Origin of the sequence: Mesoplasma florum L1 (genome assembly GCF_000008305.1) — a bacterium.
GTDB lineage: Bacteria > Bacillota_I > Bacilli_A > Mycoplasmatales > Mycoplasmataceae > Mesoplasma > Mesoplasma florum.
Map to the genome: position 1 here is coordinate 588,071 of NC_006055.1, position 25,035 is coordinate 613,105.

General features: G+C 27.6%; 20 protein-coding genes and 10 tRNA genes. All 30 read right to left on the reverse strand.

The genetic code is table 4. The features are described from left to right. Positions 1-54 precede the first annotated feature (54 nt). Positions 55-1,002, reverse strand: coding sequence for a LacI family DNA-binding transcriptional regulator (locus MFL_RS02660; protein ID WP_011183399.1), 948 nt, complete (start codon positions 1,000-1,002; stop codon positions 55-57). An 88-nt stretch (positions 1,003-1,090) separates the two neighbouring features. After that, the gene (gene gpmI, locus MFL_RS02665) at positions 1,091-2,689 is read right to left on the reverse strand and encodes a 2,3-bisphosphoglycerate-independent phosphoglycerate mutase (RefSeq protein WP_011183400.1); all 1,599 of its coding nucleotides are present in this window, start codon (positions 2,687-2,689) and stop codon (positions 1,091-1,093) included. Between the two features lie 15 nt (positions 2,690-2,704). After that, on the reverse strand, positions 2,705-3,526 hold the full coding sequence (locus tag MFL_RS02670) for a Cof-type HAD-IIB family hydrolase (protein ID WP_011183401.1): 822 nt from the start codon (positions 3,524-3,526) through the stop codon (positions 2,705-2,707). A gap of 3 nt (positions 3,527-3,529) precedes the next feature. Further along, a complete protein-coding gene (tpiA, locus tag MFL_RS02675) occupies positions 3,530-4,276 on the reverse strand; it encodes a triose-phosphate isomerase (protein WP_164919794.1) in 747 nt (248 codons plus the stop codon). Between the two features lie 105 nt (positions 4,277-4,381). After that, positions 4,382-6,898, reverse strand: coding sequence for a hypothetical protein (locus MFL_RS02680; protein ID WP_011183403.1), 2,517 nt, complete (start codon positions 6,896-6,898; stop codon positions 4,382-4,384). 40 nt (positions 6,899-6,938) lie between these two features. Continuing rightward, positions 6,939-7,631 (reverse strand): hypothetical protein, encoded by a 693-nt coding sequence (locus MFL_RS02685; protein WP_011183404.1) that lies wholly within the window; start codon positions 7,629-7,631, stop codon positions 6,939-6,941. 84 nt (positions 7,632-7,715) lie between these two features. Then, positions 7,716-7,791: transfer RNA gene (locus MFL_RS02690), tRNA-Phe, on the reverse strand. 2 nt (positions 7,792-7,793) lie between these two features. Next, a tRNA-Asp gene (locus tag MFL_RS02695) sits at positions 7,794-7,870 on the reverse strand. Between the two features lie 7 nt (positions 7,871-7,877). After that, positions 7,878-7,953 (reverse strand) — tRNA-Met (locus tag MFL_RS02700). A gap of 10 nt (positions 7,954-7,963) precedes the next feature. After that, positions 7,964-8,056 (reverse strand) — tRNA-Ser (locus MFL_RS02705). Between the two features lie 38 nt (positions 8,057-8,094). After that, positions 8,095-8,171 (reverse strand) — tRNA-Ile (locus tag MFL_RS02710). An 8-nt stretch (positions 8,172-8,179) separates the two neighbouring features. Beyond that, positions 8,180-8,256: transfer RNA gene (locus MFL_RS02715), tRNA-Met, on the reverse strand. 9 nt (positions 8,257-8,265) lie between these two features. After that, positions 8,266-8,341 (reverse strand) — tRNA-Ala (locus MFL_RS02720). A 13-nt stretch (positions 8,342-8,354) separates the two neighbouring features. After that, positions 8,355-8,431: transfer RNA gene (locus MFL_RS02725), tRNA-Pro, on the reverse strand. 47 nt (positions 8,432-8,478) lie between these two features. Continuing rightward, positions 8,479-8,555 (reverse strand) — tRNA-Arg (locus MFL_RS02730). A gap of 139 nt (positions 8,556-8,694) precedes the next feature. After that, a tRNA-Cys gene (locus MFL_RS02735) sits at positions 8,695-8,769 on the reverse strand. 102 nt (positions 8,770-8,871) lie between these two features. Beyond that, on the reverse strand, positions 8,872-9,891 hold the full coding sequence (locus MFL_RS02740) for a hypothetical protein (RefSeq protein ID WP_011183405.1): 1,020 nt from the start codon (positions 9,889-9,891) through the stop codon (positions 8,872-8,874). Beyond that, a complete protein-coding gene (locus tag MFL_RS02745; protein ID WP_011183406.1) occupies positions 9,881-10,828 on the reverse strand; it encodes a Pr6Pr family membrane protein in 948 nt (315 codons plus the stop codon). Before MFL_RS02745 ends, MFL_RS02740 begins: the two co-directional genes overlap by 11 nt. Positions 10,829-10,890: 62 nt before the next feature. Next, positions 10,891-14,133 carry a spermidine/putrescine ABC transporter permease/substrate-binding protein gene (gene potCD / locus MFL_RS02750; RefSeq protein ID WP_011183407.1) on the reverse strand — a complete coding sequence of 1,081 codons (3,243 nt, stop codon included), beginning with the start codon at positions 14,131-14,133 and terminating at the stop codon, positions 10,891-10,893. Beyond that, on the reverse strand, positions 14,097-15,092 hold the full coding sequence (gene potB / locus MFL_RS02755; protein ID WP_011183408.1) for a spermidine/putrescine ABC transporter permease: 996 nt from the start codon (positions 15,090-15,092) through the stop codon (positions 14,097-14,099). The genes potCD and potB overlap by 37 nt, the downstream gene beginning before the upstream one ends. Positions 15,093-15,096: 4 nt before the next feature. Then, positions 15,097-16,149, reverse strand: coding sequence for a spermidine/putrescine ABC transporter ATP-binding protein (gene potA / locus MFL_RS02760; RefSeq protein WP_011183409.1), 1,053 nt, complete (start codon positions 16,147-16,149; stop codon positions 15,097-15,099). Positions 16,150-16,248: 99 nt separating this feature from the next. Further along, positions 16,249-16,380, reverse strand: a complete 132-nt coding sequence (locus tag MFL_RS03720; RefSeq protein WP_267892863.1) for a hypothetical protein — start codon at positions 16,378-16,380, stop codon at positions 16,249-16,251. Between the two features lie 121 nt (positions 16,381-16,501). Beyond that, entirely contained in the window at positions 16,502-17,341 is an 840-nt protein-coding gene (locus tag MFL_RS02765; RefSeq protein WP_011183411.1) for a Cof-type HAD-IIB family hydrolase, read from the reverse strand. 83 nt (positions 17,342-17,424) lie between these two features. Next, positions 17,425-18,345, reverse strand: coding sequence for a carbohydrate kinase family protein (locus MFL_RS02770; protein ID WP_011183412.1), 921 nt, complete (start codon positions 18,343-18,345; stop codon positions 17,425-17,427). 1 nt (position 18,346) lies between these two features. Further along, entirely contained in the window at positions 18,347-19,798 is a 1,452-nt protein-coding gene (locus MFL_RS02775) for a glycoside hydrolase family 32 protein (RefSeq protein ID WP_011183413.1), read from the reverse strand. Between the two features lie 4 nt (positions 19,799-19,802). Then, the gene (locus tag MFL_RS02780) at positions 19,803-21,521 is read right to left on the reverse strand and encodes a PTS transporter subunit EIIC (RefSeq protein ID WP_011183414.1); all 1,719 of its coding nucleotides are present in this window, start codon (positions 21,519-21,521) and stop codon (positions 19,803-19,805) included. 19 nt (positions 21,522-21,540) lie between these two features. Then, complete coding sequence (locus MFL_RS02785; RefSeq protein ID WP_011183415.1) at positions 21,541-22,239, reverse strand: GntR family transcriptional regulator; 699 nt, start codon at positions 22,237-22,239, stop codon at positions 21,541-21,543. Positions 22,240-22,469: 230 nt separating this feature from the next. Further along, positions 22,470-22,940 carry a hypothetical protein gene (locus MFL_RS02790; protein WP_011183416.1) on the reverse strand — a complete coding sequence of 157 codons (471 nt, stop codon included), beginning with the start codon at positions 22,938-22,940 and terminating at the stop codon, positions 22,470-22,472. A gap of 86 nt (positions 22,941-23,026) precedes the next feature. Continuing rightward, a complete protein-coding gene (gene ptsP / locus MFL_RS02795) occupies positions 23,027-24,748 on the reverse strand; it encodes a phosphoenolpyruvate--protein phosphotransferase (protein ID WP_011183417.1) in 1,722 nt (573 codons plus the stop codon). Positions 24,749-24,880: 132 nt separating this feature from the next. Next, on the reverse strand, positions 24,881-25,021 hold the full coding sequence (locus MFL_RS02800) for a hypothetical protein (protein ID WP_011183418.1): 141 nt from the start codon (positions 25,019-25,021) through the stop codon (positions 24,881-24,883). Between the last annotated feature and the right edge of the window lie 14 nt (positions 25,022-25,035).

Genomic DNA, 25,035 nt, shown 5'->3' on the forward strand with positions numbered 1-25,035 from the left:
CCTTTCTATTGGAAACATTTCCAACACTATTATTATATATAAAAAAATAAACTATTAAATAATTTTGAAGAAATTTTCCATTTTCTTTTCTTTATTTAATAATTTATTCCCAATTTGATATCCTATTAAAAAGTAATCAATAAAGATATTTATGTCTGAATTAGTTAAATATTGACTTTTTCCCATTCTTCCAATATCAGTTGTAATAAAATTGTTTCTTATTTTATTTTCCATTAAATGACCATACACATACATTGATATAGTATGTGTTGCGCTTACTATAATTTTAGGATTATAGTCTTTTATTATTTTGTGAATAATTTCTTCAACATCTTCAAAAGAATTTTGTTTTAATAAGTAATTTTGAACTTTATTGTTTTTAATATTTTCTGTAAAAGATTCAGATCTATATTTTCCTGTTGTAATGTCTTCTTTGTTTAGACCAATAAATGCAACTTTTTCATTTTTATAGTCAGTTTCAATTTTTAAAGCTAGTTCTTTAAACATTTCTTTATCATCAATGTTAACAGATTTAACTCCTTCAATATTTCTGTTATAAACAATTAAGTTAGTTGATTTTATATCTTGAATTTGTAGTATTAAATCTTTAGAAGTATGTTTGGGTAATAATAAAACAATTCCAAACGGGTTTCTCATTGTTAAATATTTTAAATCTTTTTGATAAATTTCACTTTCAGATGATGAAAGAAAAATAAAGAAATTAATATTATCAGCTGTTAATGAACTCTTGACACCATTAACAATTTCCATATTAGCTGTCTCATCGTTATTGTAAGGCAATATTAAATAAACATCTTTACTAGGCTTTTTAATATTAGATGCTGCAAAATTAGGGACATAGTCAGTTTCGTTTAAAACTTTATTGATTTTTGATTTAGCTTCTTCAGAAATATTGTAATCATTAAAATATCTAGAAACAGTTCCTATTCCAACACCAGCTTTTTTAGCAATATCATGATAAGTCATTTTTGTTTTTTTCATATAATCCCTTTTATTTGTTTTCTATAAATTAATTATATTACTTTTAACAAACAAAAAGAGTGCTTAATGGCACTCTAAATTTTATAAATTATTTTTTGATAATCATTGAAGGTTGAGTCATTTCTTTAGGAATTTCTAATCCCATAATATCTAAAATTGTTGGTGCAACTTTAGCTATAGCTGGATCAAAATCACTTAACTCAATTGTTTTATCAGTAACAATTATTGGAACTAAACTAGTTGTGTGTTTTTTGTTAGGTCCTCCAGTTTCATCGATCATGATTTCTGCATTACCATGATCAGCTGTAATAACCATTACACCATTGTGTTTTAAAACAAATTCATCGTGAATACGTTTTAATTGTTCATCTAAAACTTTTACACCTTTAACAGTTGCATCATTATTACCTGTATGACCAACCATGTCACAGTTAGCGAAGTTTAATACGATTAAATCAAATTCATCTTTTTTAACTTCTTCTAATAATTTATCTGTAATTTCAACAGCTGACATTTCTGGTTTTAAATCATAAGTTGCAACTTTTGGTGATGAAATTAAATCAATACTTGCATGAGGTAAAGAAATTTCTTCAGGTTTTGCTAAACCATTTTTAAAGTAATCGTTTCCTCCGTCAAAGAAGAAAGTAACGTGAGCAATTTTTTCAGTTTCAGCAATTCTTAATTGTTTTAATCCTAAACTTGAAATGTATTCTCCTAAAGTATTAGTTAATGGAGTTGGTGGATATGCTATAAATTGTGAAGTTACACTATCTGCATATTTCATTGTCGAAACAAATCTAATTTTGTCTCCAATAAATTCAACATCTTTGAATGCTTCATCATTTCATGCTGGATAATTATTATTTGTCATGATTGATGCCATTTGAATAGCACGATCAGGACGGAAGTTAGTAAAGATCATAGCATCATTTGCTTTTAATTCTGAATCAACAACACTTGCATTATAAGCAGGAACAATCATTTCATCATCTAATCCATTTTCATATGCTGCTTTAACATATTCAATTGGGTCTGTAAATTTAGGTTGATCAACTTTTCTTTCAGTCATTGTTATATATGCTGCTGCACTTCTTTCAAATCTTTTATCACGATCCATTGCAAAATATCTTCCACTAATTGAAGCTATTTCACCAATGTTGTTGTTATCTTTAATAACTTGTAATAATTGATTAATATATTGTTCTGCAACTTTTGGTGCTGTATCTCTACCATCAGTAATTAAATCAAATTTAATATTTGTTAAACCAAATTTAACTGCTGCTTTATACATTGAAATCATATGATTCATATGAGAGTGAACTCCACCATCTGAGAATAATCCCATTAAGTGCAATGCACTATTGTGTTCTTTAACATATTTAAATGTATCCACTAATACTTCGTTTGTTAAAAATCCATCAACTTTAACTTCATGATTTAGTTTTGCTAAAGATTCCATGTTAATTCTTCCAGCACCTAAATGAATATGCCCTACTTCTGAGTTACCCATTTGTCCTTCTGGTAAACCTACTCATTCACCTGAAGCATGTGCTTTAACTCATGGATACATACCCATCATTTCTTTTACAAATTTTTGATCAGCATTAGCAACTGCATTACCAACACCAGCTTCTTCAATTCCTCAACCATCTAAAATGGCTAAGATAACAGGTTTTTTAACATTCATTTTTATTTCTCCTTGTTATTTATTTAAAATGTACTTGTTAACAAATTCTGCAACAGCACCTTCTGTATTTTCTTTATCTATATAGACTTGAGCAACTTCTTTAATTCTTGGTTCTGAATTTTTTAAAGCTACTCCAATTCCAGCATGTTCAATCATTGGTAAATCATTCATACCATCACCCATTGCAGCAATGTTTTCTAATGGAATATTAAAGTATTCTGACAATCAATCAATCGCAAATTTTTTATTAATTCCTGGCGCATTGATTTCAGCAATTTTTCCATCATTAGTTGCAATATTTAAATTGAACTCTTTTTCAAATTTTTCATAAAGATCATAATTACCGTTGAATCCTAAAATTTTGAAAAAGTCAAAATTAAAATTATCTTTAACATCTTCATAGATTAGATATTCTCCATCAAAAAATCTTCCTTCTCAATGACATTCTTCATTATAAACATCATTAACTTTTCTTGAAAGAATAACTGTATTTAAATCATCAACATATCCTCATAGAATTGTATCTGTATTTTTAACTTCTTCAAATAATTGTTTAGCTTGGTCAGATTTAATTGGACTACTTTTTAAAACCTTTTCAGTATTTAAATCATAAATACATCCAGAGTTACATCCAATTAAAATTGCATTCTCTTCGGCCAAATTATGAGCTTTTAAATTATTTGGTTTTGCTAAAACTGGTCTTCCAGTAACAAAAGCTACTTTAGTACCAGTTTTAATAGCATCTTGTAATGGCTTAATATTAGATTCGATAATATTTCCCATCTTGTGATAAGAAGTACCATCCATATCTAAAACTAAAAGCTTAATTTCATTCATTAATTATTTTTTGTAATTGATTAATGCAATAAAATCATCAGCTTTTAATGAAGCTCCACCAACAAGTGCTCCATCAATGTTTGGTTGTGACATTAATTCAGCAATGTTTGATGGGTTAACACTTCCACCATATTGAATAGTAATTTGTTGTGCAGTTTTTTCGTCATAAATTTTTGTTAAATTTTTACGAATAGCTTCACACACTTTTTCAGCATCTTCACTTGTTGCAGTTTTACCTGTTCCAATAGCTCAGATTGGTTCATAAGCAATAATTGTTTTTAATGCATCCTCTGCACTAATTCCTTTATATGCTTTTTTAATTTGTGCGTTTACAAATGTAACAGTTTTTTTAGCTTCTTTAGTTTCTAAAGTTTCACCACAACAAATAATTGGTGTGATTCCTGCAGCTAATAATGCAGTAGCTTTTTTGTTTACTGTTTCATCAGTTTCAGCAAACATTTCTCTTCTTTCTGAGTGACCAATAATAACGTATTGTACTCCTACTTCTTGTAACATTGAAATTGAAACTTCTCCAGTAAATGCTCCTTTTTCAGCAAAGTGAACATTTTGTGCAGCAACTTTAACATTTTTTGCTTTTTCAATTCCTTTTGATAATAATGTAAATGGTAATCCTAATCCTGCAACTACATCTGATTTTTTAGCAGCCTTGTCAACTTTTTTTAAGAAAGTAACAAGTTCAGCATTAGTTCCGTTCATTTTTCAATTTCCGAAAATTACTTTTTGTCTCATGATATTTCTCCTCTTGTTTTTTTGTACATTTTTAATTATATAACAATAAGAAAATCAATGAAATAAAAAAGATAACAACATTTAAGTTGTTATCAAAAAATATTTTTATTTTTTAACTTGAGTGGTTGTCATTAATTCGTTTTTTCCGTTAATTCAAATTGAAAATTTTTCATAAACTGGAAATCAACCAGCATTCGCTTTTTTACCTTTAACAGTTATTTGAAACTTACCTGTTTTTTCATCTAAAAGTTTTGGTGTCTCAATTTCATAAAGATTTGATGCAGGATCTTGAGTTAAATAAACATCATCAATTTTAGATTTAAAATTGTTTACTGTAAACAGAAGGTTTTTTTCTTCGTTCTCTTTTATTTCTAATCTATTGCTATTATTCAATGTTCAATTTTCTCCAATAGTTGTAACATATGGTAAAGCTCATACATTGGCTGTTATTTCAATTTTTTGATTAGGATCATCTTCTTGATATAAATTTATAAGACTTGTCACGTCATCTTTTGCAGTTGATGAAACTTTAATAGTTAAAAATTGTCTGTTGTTTTTAACATTAACTTTTCCATCAGTTTCAGCAATAACTTCTGGATTATCAGATTCTATTTTAAAAGTTTTACCTGATAAATTTTTACCATAAACTTCATATGTATTTAAAGTTGGGTTTCTCATATCAAAAGTTAAAGAATCTTTTTCTTCAAACTCAGCAGGCATATATCATGTACCATTATTTGAAAAAACTTTTTCTCCTGTGTTACCTAATTTGTAATTAATTGTTACTTTATATGATAGTTCTCCTTTGTCAATTCATTCAAAGTAAACATCAGAAATACCACTTATTGATTTTAAATCAGATTCTACTTGTTTTTGAAGATTGTTTTCTTGTCCTTGTTTTCAATTATAATTATTTTTAATATTATTCAATTCCTTGTCAATATTTTCTGAAATATCAGTTTCTTGTTTTGAAACTAATGTAAATATAGGTCCCATTTCACCATTCAATTTTAAAGCTATTTTTACTTTGCCATTTTCTGGTAAAGATTTAATAAATTTATAATACAATGTAAATTTTTGCTGATTTTCAGAATCTTGAACTAGTTTTATTTCTGCATATGTTGAAACTGGAAAAGAATTTTCAATTTCTTGAAGTTGTGAAATAAATTCGAGATTGTCTCCCTTAGCTTTATCGAAATCTTTCATCATAATATCTAAAGATGTTTCATGATTTAAATATCATCCATATTCTGGTTCTAGTTTAGAAACTATTTCAGGTTTTGCTAATATTATGGTTGTAAATTCTATTGCGTCTTCTTTTTCTTCCTCATCTCAAACTTTAATCACTGCTCGAATATTTTTATTGTCATTAGCAACTAATGTAATTTTTCCGTCAGCATAAGTTGCTTGTATTGATGAATCATCTGAACTAACAGATATTTTCTTATTAGTTAAATTTTTCCCTTTTACATCAATTAATATTTTGTTAGTTTTTCTCATATCGATTGTTTGATTTTCGATCTTATCAAAACTTGCAGATTCATATTTTAATAGTGTACCACTTATTGAAGATGGACCAAAAAAATCATTTGAATAACTTAATTTAATATTATATTTTAATGCTACTTCATCTTCTCAAGAAAACTCTGCATTTAAAATCCCTTCAATTTTTAAGTTAGATTCAACTGCATTTTTTGCTGAAACTGAACTTTTATATTCTTTTGACTCAAAAATATTCTTAGCTGTTTTAATAGCTTCAGTCAAATTGGTTTTAAGTTGTATAACTCCCTCAGCATTTTCAGGACCTTTGCTTTTTTCATCATATTTAATTGAAATAGTATAGTTATAAGGCGCTCACTGATCTCAAACTAAACTTGTTTTTTCAACACCTTCTATACTTTCAAAAGTTGATTTAATAAATTTTGCAGCAGCAATTTTCGACTCATATTTTTTATTATCCTTACTGATTGACTGGTTAGCAGCATAAATATCAGTGGTTAAATTATTTTTTAAATTTATCAAAACTTCTATTTTTTCTGGGCCTTCAACATTATTTCTATAATTTAAACTAATTTCAAATTTTAATTGACTTCTTACCGTTAATATTTTAACAACACTAACTTGATCAACACCAGTAATCGATTTAAATTTAGTTCTAATGTTTTCTTTTGCCTCATCTTCATTATTGTAAAAAGTCATACTTAACTCTTTAGCAACTTCACTTACGTTTTTTTCATTATTTATTTTAATTATTACATCAAACTCTCCTGCTGATGTTTTTGGTCATATATAACCTTTTTTTAATTTTCCTTTAATATGGATAGAAGAAACTGAATCAGTTCCATAAACACTTCCTGTTAAAGAATCTATTCCTTCAGTTTTTCAATCTGATTTTGATTGAATATCTTTTATCGCACTTTCTTTACTATCAAATGCTCCTTTTTCATTTAAATAGTTTTGAACTTCCATCTTTAATAAAACCTGACTGCTTTCCTTATCAGTGGTTTTTTGATCAGTTGTTCCGCCTTTATTTTTATCACCCTTAAAAGAACAAGACACAGCTGTTGCACTTGCTCCTCCAACGATACTAACTGCAGCTAGTAAAGTAACTGTTTTTTTCATTTCCCTAACCTCTTTTCTTTATTTAATAAATAAAAATTAGTTAGTTTAAAGGTGGCATAATCCTCATTTTTTCAGTTTTATTAATCTTAGTTTTTAAATATTTAAAAGTTAGTTCATTTTTTTTAATCGTATATGCTAAAAAATGTTTTATTAAATTAATAAAAACAATTTCATTATTTTGATCACATTCATCATTTTCATTGTTTGTTGGTTCATATTTTTGAATTCATAAAGAAAGATCAACTTCACCTTCATTTTCAATTAATCAGTTCTTTTTAAAAATATATTTTATTACAATATATAAAATAAGACTTATTATAATAATACTCATCACTAAGAAAACAATGGTAACTATTTGAATTGATAAAGGCAAAGTCTCTTTAAACCTATTAAAAAATATAAATCGCACAAGCTTGATTGCTAAAAATGGTATTATTAAACCTAAAAGTTTAAATATTGACTTTATATTTTCTTTCTTAGTTAAAACATTAATATTTTTATTCTTAATTAAATCTTCGTCATCTCTTGAAATGAATCTTATAGTTTCTGAAGTCAATAATATTATTAAAATAATTGAAAAAAGATTATTAACTCTTTCAATAGTCACGTTAGTTGCTTGATAGTTATCTGTTTTCATAATTTCAAAAGAAAACAAAAAGGCAAACAAAAAGTGTGCACAAACTATTGCATAAATTGAAAAATAAATCATTTTTTTAAATTTTGGTGCATGCATTTTGTTAACCTCCTATTTTATTTATAACTAATTTTACTCTTTTAAAAAAATAAAAAAAGCACATAAGTGCTTAAATTTTTATAGTGGTGGTTGTGGACGGAATTGAACCGCCGACACGCAGAGCTTCAATCTGCTGCTCTACCAACTGAGCTACACAACCGATGGCGACCCCAACGGGACTCGAACCCGTGATCTCCTCCGTGACAGGGAGGCGCGATAACCAACTTCGCTATGGGGCCATTAAAATGGTTGCGGGGGCAGGACTTGAACCTACGACCTTCGGGTTATGAGCCCGACGAGCTACCAACTGCTCTACCCCGCGATAAAAAAAATGGCGGAAGATGAGGGATTCGAACCCCCGCTCGGGTTTCCCCGACTCTCGGTTTTCAAGACCGATCCCTTCAGCCGGACTTGGGTAATCTTCCGTGTAATATTCAAGTTGCAACCATATTTTATTAACTATTGGTGGACCTTATTGGACTTGAACCAATGACCGTCCGGTTATGAGCCGGATGCTCTAACCAACTGAGCTAAAGGTCCTTTAATTATGGTAGCGGGGGCGAGATTTGAACTCGCGACCTTTCGGGTATGAACCGAACGCTCTAACCAACTGAGCTACCCCGCCGTAAAAAAATGGTGGACCCTATCGGGATCGAACCGACGACCCCCTGCGTGCAAGGCAGGTGCTCTCCCAGCTGAGCTAAGGGCCCACAAAAAATATAATGGTCGGGAAGACAGGATTCGAACCTGCGACCCTTCGGTCCCAAACCGAATGCTCTACCAAGCTGAGCCACTTCCCGATACGACAATGTTATTACTTTTTCAATAATAACATTAATAATTTAATTGGTGCGCCCGGAGGGACTCGAACCCCCAACCTTTTGATCCGTAGTCAAACGATCTATCCAATTGATCTACGGGCGCATTTGTTATTATTGGTACACCTTAAAATTTAAGGGACTTTTTTATTATAAATAAGTTTTACTAAAAAAACAATAGATTTTTTACAAATTTAAATTTTGTAAAAAAAACCATTCAGATCCCTGAATGGTTGGTATTTTATTGGAGGCGGCAATCGGATTCGAACCGATGATCAGGGTGTTGCAGACCCATGCCTTAGCCACTTGGCTATGCCGCCAAATTAATTACTATATAAGTATATAAAAAAAATCTTATTATGTAAATTAATAGTTGTCATTTACATAATTTTAAAAAAATCAGACTTTACTGTCTGATTAGTTTATTTATTCATTTTATCTATTCTTTTAATTATTAAATATCTATATAAAGTTGAAAAGCCTATGTAGATACCTGCAATAATAACTACGAACATAAAGAATCAAGCAACACCAGGTATACCCAATAAACCGTCTTTAGCAGGAGTTGTTATTTGTAAAAAGAAATAAGGATAAGCATACATTGATGTTGGAGCAGTTCCACCTGATTCTTTTAATAATCCTCTAAGAATTGCATATACACCATAACTTATTAAAGTGATAATACCTTGCATTCAATTTTTGTGTAAAAACTTAGTTGATATATTTTCTTTTGAATCATGGTTCATACCTAAAATAACATATAACACAAATGCAATTGGCCCAAATGTATGGAATACTTCATTTTCTATTACTGATGTTACACTTGGGAATATTGCTTGTAATAATGATTCACCATTTCCTAAGCTGGTTGCAATTACAGTAGGTCTTAAACTTAACTGATAAATTAAGAATGTTATAGTAATAAACGTAGCTGTTAATATTGCACCATTAGTACTAATTAATCCTTTTTCACCTTCACTTTTTGGTTTGATAAATGAAGTTGTCATTCAAACTAAAACTAGTATATTACTTAATAAAGTAAAGAATGAAGTTCTAAATCATATTTCTTCAAAAGGTTGATAATTTGCATGTAAAGTTTTAGCTTCACCTATTACTGTAAAGTTAATTGTTGAAATTATATTAAATACATTTTCACCATTAACTTTTGTAATAATTAATCAATCATAGTTTTTTCCTTCAGCAAATGTTATCAACTCTTCAACTGTTTTGATATTTGTTTCGGGATTATTTAAAATATCATTTATTTGTTTTACATAAATACTTGAATCAATAATAGGTTTTAAATAACTCATAAGTAATACAGCAAATAAAATAATAACAAAAGATAATTTAAATCAAAATTTTCAATCACTAACTGAATAGTTATTTGAGAATCATTTATTAACACTTTGTTTTTTTAAAGTAAAATAATTATTTTTCATTGTTTACTCCTTTTTTTGCTCCTTTGTTTGCATTTTTAATAATTATGAAATTATATAAAGAAGTAAATCCAATACAAATACTTGCTATTACTATCATAAAAATTAAAAATAAAACTATTCCTGGTAACTCAATAGCCCCCATTTTTACATTAAGTTCTGTTACTTGTAAGAATGGATAAGGGAAAGCTTGTTGGCTTGATCCTGGAGTACCACCAGCAACTTTTAATAAACCTCTAATTATTGCATATGCTCCGTATGAACAAAGCCCTAAAATACCAAAAACTCAAGTTGTGCTTAATTCTTTAAAATTAAATGCTGTTCCCTTTTCTCACTTAACACCAAAAAGTACATAACCAATAAAGAATATTGGTGCAACCGTATGGAACATTTCATTTACAAAATGACTCATGAAATTATTAGCAATCTCTGAAACTGTTATTCTTAAAATTAAGTTATAAAGTAAGAAAGTCACTGTTATATAAGCAGCAAATATAATTGAAGTTCTTTTATTTAAAATGCCTTTTTTACCTTCATTTAAAGGTTTAAATAACGCAACATACATTCAAATTAATATTAATAAATTACTTATTAATGTAAAGAATGAAGACATTTGAATAAATTGTTCAAATGGCTGATAACCTGCATGAAGTAATCCATCTGATGTTTTATAAAAAATTAATCTTTCTTGAATAGATTTAGATAAATTTAAATTATCTAAAACTTCTTTTAATTTATCACTAGCTATATCTGAGCTTAGGTTTAAATCATTTATTTGTTTAACTACAGATGACATATTAACAAATAATTGAATGTAACTGAATAGTACAATAAAAGTCATTAATACTACGAATAAAGTTTTATATCAAAATCTTCAGTCTTTCAATGTATAGTTTTTATATCAAGCTGTAAGCTTTTCTTTTTTTAAAGTAAAAAACATATTGCTTCCTTTCAAATAAAAAGTATATAACCTTTTAAAAAGATTATATACTAATTTAAATATTAATTTTTACCTGCACGTAATGTATTATATGCATCAATTAATTTTGGATCTAATTCATTATTAAAGAATGGTTGCAATCATGTGTCTTTGTAACCTGATCCTTCTTGTAAAATAATAGGTTTAAACATATCTGCATATCTGTAGTATGTTCCTTCTTCTTCACCATCTACTGGTGCTGCTGTTGCTGAAGCCAATGTTTCAACAAAACCAGTTGGTGTACCTGTTGAATCTGATATATCTTCAGCATGTGCTATAAAGAAGTTAATAAAGTCATAAGCGATATCTTTATGTGTAGAATATTTAGACATAACCATATTATCTGAATATATGTTTGTTGTTTGATGAGTTGGTGCATCTTCTTCAGTTGGTTTTTCACCATTTACTCCTTCAACTTCTGCATTAGGTCTACCATATAAGAAGTAAACTTTATTTTCATCTTCATCAGCTTTAGGCTGAACTGAATATGTATCATCATCTTCATCTGTTTCTAAAGTATCCTCACCATTATAAACAACATTAGCATATGATAAGTCTCCGTTATACATAACAGCAAAGTCAAATCTTCCTTCAGCTGCACTTTGAATTAATGAATCACCTTGTAATCCAACTTTTTTATAGCTTAATAATGTTGCTAACTCTCTTGTAGCTGCATCAATTTGACTTTGTTTAGTTAAATTACCAGTACCATACAATATTTGTCCTGCCATTGCATAAACGTTTTTAGGATCTTCATTTAAAACAACTTCTTTACCAGCCGCTGCTGCATCTCATAAAATTCTTCATGAAAGTTCAGAGTTATTCATTGCATAGTCATAATCTTTATCATAGTCTGTGTTATTACCAATTGATTCTCATTTTGCTTCTTCACCAGATTTTAATTTTCTTAATAATGTTTCTGGATGAGTTTCTAATAATCATTTTATATTAGCTGCATCTGGATTTGAACTTGTTCTGCTTGTTCCCATTGAATTTGGGTTAACAGCAATAACTAAATCTCCTCATAAATAAGGTATAGCATAATCAATAATTGACCCTGTACCTAATTGAGTTTCTTCATACTCTTCTGACTCTGAATAATTAACTTTAGATTTATACATAATATCTAAAAGCTCATCACTTATTTGTAATGTTTCAGCTTCTTCTTCTGATTGAGTTTTTGCTATAAATTCTTCTGAAGGTTTTTTATCTGGATTAATTCCTTTTTCTAAACCATCAAATCCTTCTGATCATGCATTAATTCTTGAATAATCTAATGGTTCTAACTTACCTTCTTCAGCTAATTTTTGTACCATGTAATCACTAGGTACCATTAAGTCATAGTTGAATGTGTAAAGTTTATTATAAAGTGTTTCATTTGAATCATATTCTTGATAGTTAACTTTAACATTGTATTCTTTTTCAAATTCTTTAATTAAAGATGGATCAATATATTCTCCCCAGTTACCAATAACTAAATCATAAATATTATTCATAACAAATGCCACAGTTAATCCTGTAAATGATACTAAGAATAAAAGTGACACTAAAAGTACTTTTCAACTTCTAGCAAAGAAACCTTTTGTAAAGTTTGCTTCATCAATATTTGTTGGGAAATATTTTTCTTTTTGTTTTGCTATAGCTAACTTAATATGTGTTACTTTTTCATCTTTTGCTTTTATTAAATTATTTTGTTTTGTTTCAAATTTTACAAAAGCTTCATTTTTTAAATTAATTAATTCTTTATCATTTGGATTTTTTGAAATTTTGTTATTTATTTTGCTTGTTACACTTATTTTTCTAAAAGCTTGTGTTGCAACTAAATCTAATCTACTTGCTAAATCATTAATTTTGTTTTCGTTAATTTGTTTAATGTCTTTCAATTTTTCAACAATCATTCTAAGTTTAAAGTTATTTTTTCCTTCTTCAACTTCAATTTTTCATTCTTCATAGTATTTAATTTTTTTGTTATATCAATTAATAGTACTTTTTGAAGGATCAATTTCTGCTTTAAATTCTTTTTTAAGTTGTTTAATTTTTTTGTTAATTGAAGCGGCTTTTTCTTTAGCTTCTTTTTCTTTTTCATTTAATCATGCAACTTCTTCAGAAAGGAATGTTACTTTTTCTTCTATTTTTTCTAACTGAATAGAAATCTTAGCTGCTTTCTTAATATCTGTTGTTTTAGATAATTGTTTTTCAAGTTGTTTTTGTTTTGCAATTGCTTTTTTCAATCTAGCACCATATCTTTTTTCACGGTTAATTGTATTTTGCAATTTATATCTTTTTCATTCTAATTTTGCTATTTTTTTATCATAGTTTTTTGAATTAGCAATTTTAAGTTTAAATTTCAATACGTAAAACTTAAATCATATTGATAAGTTGAAAGAAATCTTTCTTTTTGTACCAGTATTCAATGAATCTGTTAACATTTGAATTTCTTTTTCTAATTTATATATTTCTTTAGTTTTATATGTACCATTTTTAATTTGTAATTTTGTTGTTTCTTTTTTATCTTGAGCAAATAAGAAAGCGTTTCAAATAATTACACCTGCTGCAATGATTCCTACCATCATTGTTCCAAATGCAAAAATATAAGGTTTAATTCTTTTTGCTGAATAAATAAATGACGCAACGTTTGTTTGAGCTCCACCTGTAAAGTATGAAATGATGAAGTCATCAAAACTCATTGCAAATGCTATGATAGTTGCAATAATAATTGCTGGTTTTAAAATAGGTAAAATAATTTTAAATATAACAGTACTTGTTTTAGCACCTAAATCATAACTAGCTTCAACTATTGATTTATCTACTTTTCTAAGTCTTGGCATAACTGTAATTAAAACATACGGAACGTTGAATGAAACGTGGGCCATAATTAAAGTTAAAATACCAAATTTTAATCCACATATCAAAAATACTACCATTAAAGCAACAGCTGTAATAATATCAGCATTAATTAATGGAATGTTTGCAATTGACATTCATTTGCTTTGTTTTCTTTTTGTTAATCTGCTAAGTCCAATAGCAGCCATAACTCCGATTACAACACTAATCATTGTTGAAACTACAGCAACAAAAAGTGAAGTAATAATTGATTTAATAAAAGGTGAGTTTTTAAAAAACTCTTCGTATCATCTTGTACTAAAACCCATTCAGTTTGAAACTGATGAACCACTATTGAAAGAAAATAATACCATGATTCCAATAGGGACATATATTACTAAAAGGATTAAAGCAAAGTAAGTTGATCTGACGAATCTTTTCATGCTTTTGCTCCTTTCTTCTCAAATTTATTTGTAAAGAATTTAGAGACCATCATTAATAAGAATACCATTGCTGCCAATACTACACTTATCGCAGCTCCAAATCCAAAGTCACTTCCTTTAAAGAAATATGACTCAATAATTGATGTAATTAAATTGATTTTTCCATTACCCATGTATTGCACAACAATAAGTGATGTTGCAGCTTGTAATAATACTAAAGTAATAGCTGTAATAACTCCAGGCATTGATGATCTTAAAGTAACACCTCAAAATGTTTTATATTTTGAACACCCTAAGTCCATAGCTGCTTCTTCAATATCTCTTCTTCTTGAATCTAAAGAATCATAAATTGGAGTTATTGCAAAAGGAATAAACATATATGTCATCCCAATAATAATTGCTATTTGTGTTCCTAAAGCACTTGGTGCCATGATTAAAAATAAACTTCTTAACCCTAGAACTTTTAATAACATTGAAATTCACATTGGCATTGTAACTAATAATCACATATTTTTAGCCAATATTTTTGATTTCATTTCAGACATAATTAATGCAATAGGGTATCCTAAAAGAATACACATAACTGAAGCAATAAATGCATAAGCGATTGTTAATCCCATTGACATCATAATATTTCCATTTTTAAATAATCTGATAAATTTTTCTAAACTTATCTCAAACATTTTTAAGTCACCACTTGGTTGAACTATAGAATACACAACAATTGAAATGATAGGAATAATAACCAATAGAGTCATTACTATAAAAAATGGTAATAATATTGGTCAAACCTTACCTTTGGTAAAGTTAAATAATTTAGTTTTACCTAAAACTTTATTAATTTCTTTAATCTTTTGACGAACTTTTACTTTATTTTCACGAGCAATTTGATTATCAATTGCTGTGTCTAATTGTTCTTGATCAAAAGTATTTGAAATTTGTTTTTCTTTTTTACTCATTAAACTATTCTACTTCTTTTCACATTACATGAATAGCTTCATCATTTCATTTAATAGATACTTTGTCATCTACTTTAAATGCTTGAGTTGTGTGTATTTTTCAAATTCTTTTTTTAGTTGTTTCAACCAATAATTCTCAGTGCACTCCTTTAAAAGTTGTGTGCATAACTGTTCCATTAAAAAAACCTGCATTTGTTTTTTTAATTTCAATATCTTCTGGTCTAATTACTATGTCAATTGACTTTTCATTTTCACCAAAGTTAGTATCATCACAAACAAATGTTTTTCCATCTATTTGAACTTTATTATCTTCAATAAAGATTCCATCTTCAATAATGTTTGATTGTCCGATGAATTTTGCTACTCATAGATTTTCTGGTTCATTATAAATGTCTTCAGGTGTACCAATCTGTTGTATTGAACCTTCGTTCATAACAACAACACGATCACTAATGCTTAAAGCTTCTTCTTGATCATGAGATACCATTAAAAATGTAATACCTATTTCTCTTTGTAATCTTTTTAATTCTTCACGCATATGTTGTCTTAACTGAACATCAAGTGCTGCTAATGGTTCATCTAATAATAAAACTTTTGGTTTCATAACTAAAGCTCTTGCAATTGCTACACGTTGTTTTTGTCCACCAGAAAGATCATTGATATTTCTATCTTCAAAACCTTCTAATCCAACTTGTCTTATTTGTTTTAAAACTTCACGTTGTAAAATATCTTTTTTAGTTTTTTTAGTTCTCAAACCAAACGCAATGTTATCAAACACATTTAAATGTGGAAATAGTGCATAAGATTGAAAAATTGTATTAAATTGTCTTTTGTTAATTGGAATTGGCAATAAGTCTTTGCCTTCAAACATAATTTGTCCACTATTTGGTTTTTCAAAACCAGCTACGATTCTTAAAGTTGTTGTTTTACCACAACCTGAAGGTCCTAAAAGAGTAATAAATTCTCCTTCTTTGATATTTAAATCTATACCTTTTAAAACAACTTTACCATCATAGTCTTTAGTCACATTACGTAACTCTAAGATGTTATTTTCCATTTTGGTCTCCTCTTTTTTCTTCATATATGATTGTTGAGTTTAAACTCAAAAAAACATGTCATTATATGACAAAATAGAAGTCGTTATTAATAAGACTTCCTACTTAAGGGAGAGACTTTCAGTTTCTAAAATAGTTTCAAAAATTTGGGTATGGCTAAATGCAACATCTAATCATTCAAGAATTAGATATTGTTGTGAATTTGAAATTTCTCTAAATTGTAATAAATTCATAGCTTACCTCCTTTTAAAACAACTAAATAAATTTTATATTAATTATTTAAAAAATGGTAAAAATGTTTGGATTTAAAGTATTAAAAAATGAAGCTAAAAAAGCTTCATTAAAAATAATAGATTATTTAAAAATATTTTTAAATAAATAATCTCCTACTCCACCTTCTCCGGCAGTTAAATCTGTAACATCATCAGCAGCTTCCTTAACGATATCTTTTGCATTTTTCATAGCAATCCCTTTACCTGCTCATTTAATTGCTGCTATGTCATTCTCTCCGTCTCCAAAGTAAATAACATCTTTAGCATCGATGTTTAATTGCTCTGTAACATATTTTAAACCGTATGCTTTATCAACTCCAATTGGATTTAATTCGATATTAGCATGTGCGTCTGAAACATAACTAAATGCAAAAATAGAAATATTATTCTTTTCAGCTAATTCTCTGAATTTATCCATATGTTTGGCTTTCCCAAAACATATAAATTTACTTACTTTCAATTTGCTAAAATCTGTTTTTTTATTATAACTAATTAATTTTTGTCTTTTTGTTTTAAACTTCATAAAAGTTCTAAATGCACTTATTTTTTTATTGCAGTAAGCATATTTTTCATTTTCAGAATATGCAAAAATTCTAATTTTATTTTCATTAGCACAATCAAATAATTCTTTTGTTAATTTTGTGTCAAAAGATACTGTGTAATAAATTTTTAATTCGCCTTTATTTTTATGATTAAAACTGAAAGATTGACCACCGTTTTGTGAAACAAATGGGTATGAAGAATTTTCAATTTGTAATTCTTTTGCAATGTGATGTATTGTTGTTAAATTTCTACCTGTTGCTATTATTACTGGTATGTTTAGTTCTTTTGCTTTTAAGATTGCATCTTTTGTTGTTTGGTGAATTCCAGTTTTATGATCTAAGACCGTTCCATCGATATCGATTGCTATCATTTTTATCATTTAAGTTACCTCTTTGTATTTAAATAAATTATACTTTATGCAGCATTAATAAAAAAGAAAACTAAGAATAAATCTTAGTTTTTTTAATTCAAATGTTCTAGGAAACTTAATGCTCCTAAATATTGAACAGTTTGGTTGGCAAACATATTTGATTTTTTAATAATTTTAGTTATTTCTTCTGTTGAAAAATTTGCGTCAACATCGATAGAAACATATTCACTTATTAAATTTGAAATGAAAGCATCGCCAGCTCCAGTAGTATCAACTAAATGTTCAGCTAATATTGTTGGAACATAGTTTATTTGATTTTTTCATCCAAAAATAGTATCTTCACACCCACGTGTTATACAAACTAATGCATTTGGGTTTCTTTGCATTATTGTTCTAACTGCTTCTTCTTGGTTTCCAATTTCTGTTAACAATAATAATTCATCTTCTGAAAATTTTATTAAACTTGCTTTATCCATAAATTTTTGGCAATGATTTTTAAAATTTTTAATTTCTTGATCCGTAACTCAAAGTTTATCTCTAAAGTTTGGGTCAAAAGAAAATTTTATATTATTTTTAATAGCGAATTCAAATAGCTCATTGTATGATTCTTTTAAATTACCTTCTAAAAAACCTGTTGCACTTCCAAAATGTATAAAATCTATTTTTGAAAGTTTTTCATTTGATTCTTTTGAAAGACTATACTCAGCATCACTATTTCTTATGAATTGAAAAAATCTTTCTTTATTTTCATCTAGTGTAACTTTAGCAATAGTTGTTGGCTTATCACTCTCTTGAATAAAATCTTCTTTAACATTAAATTTTTTAACGAAATCTTTTATTGGTGATACAAACTCATCATTACCAAGACTACCCATAAAATAACTGTTATTTTGTTTTAAAGCACCTATTGAACAAGCAACATTAAATGATGCTCCACCAACTTCACTTTTAATTGTGTTATTTTCTGAATAAACATCCATTAACACTTCTCCAATTGAAACTATATTTTTCATATTATTGTCCTTTTATCTCATTCTTGAATATTATATTATTTCAATTATATGAATACCCTTTTAATTGATTAATTTTTACATTTTTTAAATTTGTTAGAATTTTGTTATGTTCATTTATATAGAATCTTACTGAAACAGCATGTTCACCTTCATTAATAAAGATTTCCATAACACTTCTATCTACTAAAATTCTGATACTTTGAACATTTAAATCATCTAAGTTAATTAAAGGAGGTAAATTTTCATCATCTTTGAAAGTTGTTTCAGATCTATCTATTATAAATTTATTGTTAATATTAGATATTTTTATATTTTCGTTTTTTTCATTTTTTATTAATATTTCAAATTCATTATTAATATCGGTTGCACTTATTTCAGTTAAACCATTTTCATATGCATAAACATTTTCAAAACCTTTAATTTCATTTACTCTTAGTTCATCCAATTCTTTTATTGGTAGTTGATATAATTTATTATTTTTAACAAATAAATCTCTTGGAACTGTTAGTTGATTACTTCATGTTGTAAGCTCTGGTGGGAATGGATTGGATTTTGAGTTACCTAATCATCCTAACATAATTACTCTTTCTCCAGTATTACTAAATACTTGTGGGGCATAAAAGTCAAAACCTAAATCAATTTTTAATAAACTAGTTTTATAAGTGAAATTTATATCATTATCAATTTCAACTTCTCTATATTTAACATAGTGACTTCCATCTTTTAATGGTGCATCTTGTTCTAAACATGCGAAAACATATTCTCTTCCATCCAATTTAAAATAATTAGGACATTCTAGCATGTAAGCATTTTGTTCATCAGCTTCATCAAATTTAATATCTTTGAAATTTTCTCAATTTGATCCATTAAATCTATAAACATTTAGCATTGCTTTTAAATCTTTTGTTTGAGCTCCGTTAAGCATATACAATTGATTATTTTTTTCAAAAACAATTGGATCTCTATAGTGACCTGTATATTTAGTTAAATCTGCTTCAAAAAGTAATTCTTTTGTTACTAATTTTTCTTTTAAATCTATAAATGCTTTTAATGTATATGCTGTTCTATCAACATCATTAAACTTTATATTACCTGTATAGTATATTTCAATTTCATCATTTTCATTTATTCTAGCGCTTCCTGAAAAAACTCCATTAATATCATATTTTGTTGAAGGTATTAAAGTTAAACCTTCATAGTTGTAATTAATAAAATCAGTTGTTGTATATAATGCTCATGATTTATTAAAATGTTGAATACTAAATGGGCAGCTTTGCATAAAGATATAATATTTTCCTTTATGGTATGTTAATCCATTAGGGTCATTAGTAGAACCTGAATATCCAGCTAAATGAAACTGATTATTGTATCAATCGCTTTGTTTTTTATCATGTCATTTTTGAATATCTTCAAGATCATTATTGCTTATTAAGCTATATTTTTCTTTTTGCATGTCATTACTCCGCTTTGTTTTTTCTAAATTTGATTTTGTCAAATTTTACTTTTGCTTTTAACTCATCAAATTTTAAACCTAATTTGGTTTTTTTAGCTTCTACTCCTTCTTTAAATAAGAAGAATGTTAATAAGAATGCTGAACTAAAGGCTATAATGTTAACACCTATAATTCCCAATAATTTAACTCAATCTCCTGTATAAAGTAATAATCCAGGTACTACAGTTACTCCCATTCCTGGACATGTAACATTCAATGCTCCTGCAAATAGACCACCAAAGAATGCACCAATAGATGCATATATAAATGGTTTTACTTTAGGCAAGTTTGTACCAAATATAGCAGGTTCTGTAATTCCAAAGAATGTTGAAAGTGCTGCAGAAAAACCTAATTCTTTATCTGATTTGTCTTTAGCTTTTATAGCTATCGCCATTGCAGCTCCACCCTGTGAAATAATTGATGCTGTTCATATTGCATTAAATATTGAACCCGCAGGGTCTGCCCCGTTAGCTCCTGGTAAACTTCCATCAATAACAAGTTGCATTTCAAGTCCTTGTAATACTTGGTGACAACCAGTAATAACAATACCTTGTAAAAGACCTGCAATAATAGCTGTTCCAAATCCGTATTTAATTCCTAATATTGCTTTTGTTGCAATTAATATTCCTTGTTCAACCATTAATAAAATTGGTCCAAAGAAAAATAACGCAATTAATAAAGCAAATGAAATGGTTAAGAATGGAGTAAAAATCATATTTACTGATTTAGGCATTCATGATTTAATTCATTTTTCTAAATATGCTACTACAATACCTATTATTAAAGCTGGTAAAACTGAACCTTGGTAACCTGTAATAGGTATTATTCAAAATTTTATAGCTGTTATTGGCGCACCCATTGTTGCATTAACTAAAATTTCTTTTGACTCATCATCAATTATTGGAGCAGTTCCCATTCATTTTAAACCTGCATTATTTCAATAATCATATATTTGATTTATATTTAAACCTTTACTTGATTGATCATTAAAGAAATCTAATTGTGCATTGTATGCTGCAATTGATCCTTTGTTTGGCAATAACGGACTAACTAACATTAATCCAATAATAATACCTAATACAGGATTTCCACCAAATCTTTTAACAGTTGATCAACAAACTAAAACTGCTAATGAGTCAAATGCTGTTTTAGTAATAATATCAACAATAATTCATAATAATGAATTAAGTTCAGCTCCTGATGGGTTTAAAATTCTTTTTAATAATGCAGCCACACCCATTGCTAATCCAGCCGCTACAATAGCAGGAATGATAGGAACAAATATGTCTCCTAAAACTCTCATACCTTTTTGGATTTGTCCAAAAAATCCTGATTTATTTCTTAAAGCTTCTTTATTGGCTTTAGCTTGTAATTTAAAGTCTTCTAATTTATCATTGCTCAATTTTTCATCTAGTGATAAATTACTTACTTCCATTTCTTTTTGAACTTCTTCATAAACAGCTTCAACAACACCACTACCTAAAATAATTTGTAGTTGATTTTGTGAATAGTTTATTCCTTTTGTTAATGGAGAGGCTTTTATTTCAGCTTCATTAACTTTTGTTTTATCAATAAGATTTAATCTTAATCTTGTAACACAGTGAAGGTAAGACTCAATGTTTGACTTACCTCCAACTGCTTTGATAAAACGCTTGGCTTCAAACGCATAATCTTTCTTTTTCATTTTTTCCTCTTTTATATTTTTATTTTCTTCACTCTATAAAATCTCATTTGAAAAATTTAGGCTTATACCTACTTAATCTATATTCAAGTAGTTCTCCAAAAATTCCATAAACATTCCCCTCATCAACAATAAAACCATTCAAACTATCATCATTAAAAATGCGAAGTAGTTCGTTATCTCTTGTATCTTCAAAATATATTTTTTTTGAAGAGTGACTAACTTTAGAAGGTGTTTCAGACTCAACAAATTTCATTAAACCATTTTCATTTAAATAATTTAATGTCAAATTTTTATAAATTGATTTAGGTACAAAACTCTCTTGATATAAAATAACCTCATTTGTATCTTTGTCTTTTCTTACACATTTAAAAAAGTAAACGTCAGTTCCTATATAAAAATTTGTTTTTTTTGATAGTGATTCATCTACTTTAATTTCTTTAAGTTCGTAATATTTATTTATTGAATTAGGGAATAATTCTCTAAAACTAAATAATAAGTTATTTTTTATTTTTTCTTGAACTACATATCCTTTACCATTAACTGGCTTAACAATTTGTAATTCTATTAGTTTATTGAATGCTATTCTTATTGGTTGTTCACTATACTTAAATTTTGTTTTAAGCATATTTTGACTAGGTAATATTTCACCTGGCTGAACCTTATTCTCTCTAATTAGATGCATCAAATAATCAAATACTATCTCTCATTTTTTATTCATTTATTTTTCCTCATTTAATAAAATTAATTATACTTTTTTTGAAAAAGTAAATTCTATATTTTTAATCAAATATTCAAATAGAATAAAAATTGATTTAACTTAATATTTATTTTTCTCTTTTAATGCAAAATATTGTTTTAAACATTATTTTTGCTATTTTAATTTTATTAAATTAAATATTAATGAAAATACCTATGATTATAACTTTTGATATAAAAAAAAAGAAGCTCTTAAGCTTCTTCGATTAGATCATTTGATTTTTTAGTTTCATTTTTAAAGAATATTATTTTGATTTGTGGCTGTATTGTAATGCTGTAACCAACAAGTAATAACAACATAACTCCAAACACTTTTCATGTATCAGAATCTTGATTGATAACAAAAGTAATATCAGCAGCCATCATCATCGCTGTAGCAATTGTTAATACAATTAATGTTGTAATGCTAATAATCATTGTTTGAAATGGTTTTCTAAAAAATAATTTTAGAATAGGTAATATCATTGATGCTCAAACCAAAATTATTCCAGTTAAAGCTAACGCAAAGTATTGTTTATTATTTTGTGTATATTCTGTAACACCTGATAAATTAACACCGTCTCTAAAACCAATGCTATAAAAAGCTACTAAAGCTAATATACCAAAAATCATGACATTGATACATACAGCCATATTTAAAATAAGTTTTTTAAAATTTTTCATATTATCCTCTTTCTTTATTATATTATTATACTATTTATTTATTTTAAAAATAAAAATAACGATCTTAATCTCGTTATTCTCAAATATTATTTAGTTGCTAAGAATGCATCAACTAATTCAATAACTTCAGGAGTATCATCTGAAGATAATGCTTTGTTAGCTAATTCTTCTGCTTCAGCCATAGTAATTTTACTCATTAAAGCTCTTGCTCTTAACATTGAAGTTGCACTCATTGAAAATGCATCTAATCCCATTCCTAAAAGTAATGGTAAAGCTTGAATATCTCCAGCCATTTCTCCACACATACCAACTCATTTATTATTTTTGTGTGCACCTTTAATTGTTAAATCAATTAATTTTAATATTGCTGGATTTAAAGGTTGGTAAAGATATGAAACATTTTCGCTCATACGGTCAGCAGCCATTGAATATTGAATTAAATCATTTGTTCCGATTGAGAAGAAATCAGCATATTTACTAAATTTATCTGCGTTAACAGCAGCGGCAGGAATTTCAACCATCATTCCAACTTGAACATTTTCGTCAAATGCAATATTTTCTTTTCTTAATTCTTCCTTACATTCTTCTACGATTGCTTTAGCACGCTTGAATTCATCAACAGTTGCAATCATTGGGAACATAATTCCTAATTCACCATGAGCACTAGCTCTTAATAAAGCTCTTAATTGATCTTTAAAAATATCTTTTCTGTCTAATGTAAAACGAACAGCTCTATATCCTAAGAATGGGTTCATTTCATGTGGGAATTCAAAGTATGATAATTTTTTATCTCCACCGATATCTAATGTACGGATAACAACTAATTTACCTTTCATTGCATCCATAACTTGTTTGTAAGCTATATATTGTTCTTCTTCAGTTGGGAAGTGGTCATTGTCCATGTATAAGAATTCTGAACGGAATAATCCAATTCCTTCTCCACCATGTTCAATAACAGATTCAACATCAGTTGGAGAACCAATATTTGCTTCAATTAATTTTTCTTGTCCATCAGCTGTTTTTGAAGGTAAGTCTTTAAATTTTTGTAATTCAGCTTTTAAATCAGAAAATTCTTTTGCTAATTTTTCATATTCTGATTTAATTGTATCTGTTAAATCTAATTCAACAATACCTGTTGTTCCGTTTAATGCAAAAACTTCTCCATTTTTAACATCACTTGTTATTGTTCTTAAACCTAAAACTGCAGGAATTTCTAAACTTCTTGCCATAATAGCAGCATGAGAAGTTCTTCCACCAATATTAGTTGCAAAACCTTTAACAAATTGTTTATTTAATTGAGCAGTTTGTGAAGGTGTTAAATCTTCAGCAACAATAATAACTTCTTCGCTTATTGTTGATAGGTCAACAATAGCAATTCCTAAAATGTGTTTAATAATTCTTGAAGCTACATCTTTAATGTCTGCACTTCTTTCTTTAAAATATGGATCATCCATTGAGGCAAACATTTCATAAAAGTTATTAGTTACTTGTTCTGCCGCAAACTCAGCACAAATTGATTCAGATTTAATAACATTTATAATTTCATCTTTAATAGCTGGGTCAGATGCAATTTCTTTATGTGCATCAAAAATAGCTGCTTTTTCTGGACCTAATTTTTCAAGTGTAGTAGCTTTTAAATTCTCTAAATCTTCGATTGATTTATTAACTGCATTTTCTAATTTTGAAACTTCTGCTTCAATATCAGAAACTTTTGTTTTTTTAATTTCTATATGGTCTTCTGCTAGAACTAAAGCTTTTGCTACAGCAATACCTTCACTAGCTCCAATACCTTTAAATTGTTTACTCATACTTTTTTCTCCTATGTAAGTTATTTCATAACATATATAATTATAATATTTAATTGCTATTTTTTATATTAAAAATATTAAAAAATGGAAAATATTATTATATTAAAAATAAAAAATGATGGTAAACCATCATTAAATTTCTTTGAAAACAACTGAGTCAACAGGAATATTATTGCCTACACAAAAGTCGTAAAGCATTTGATCTAAAACTTGTTGATTGTCAGATTCGGCTGTAAATAAAATTTCAGCACCTCTCATAATTACTTTTTTCATGTTAATTTCTCCTT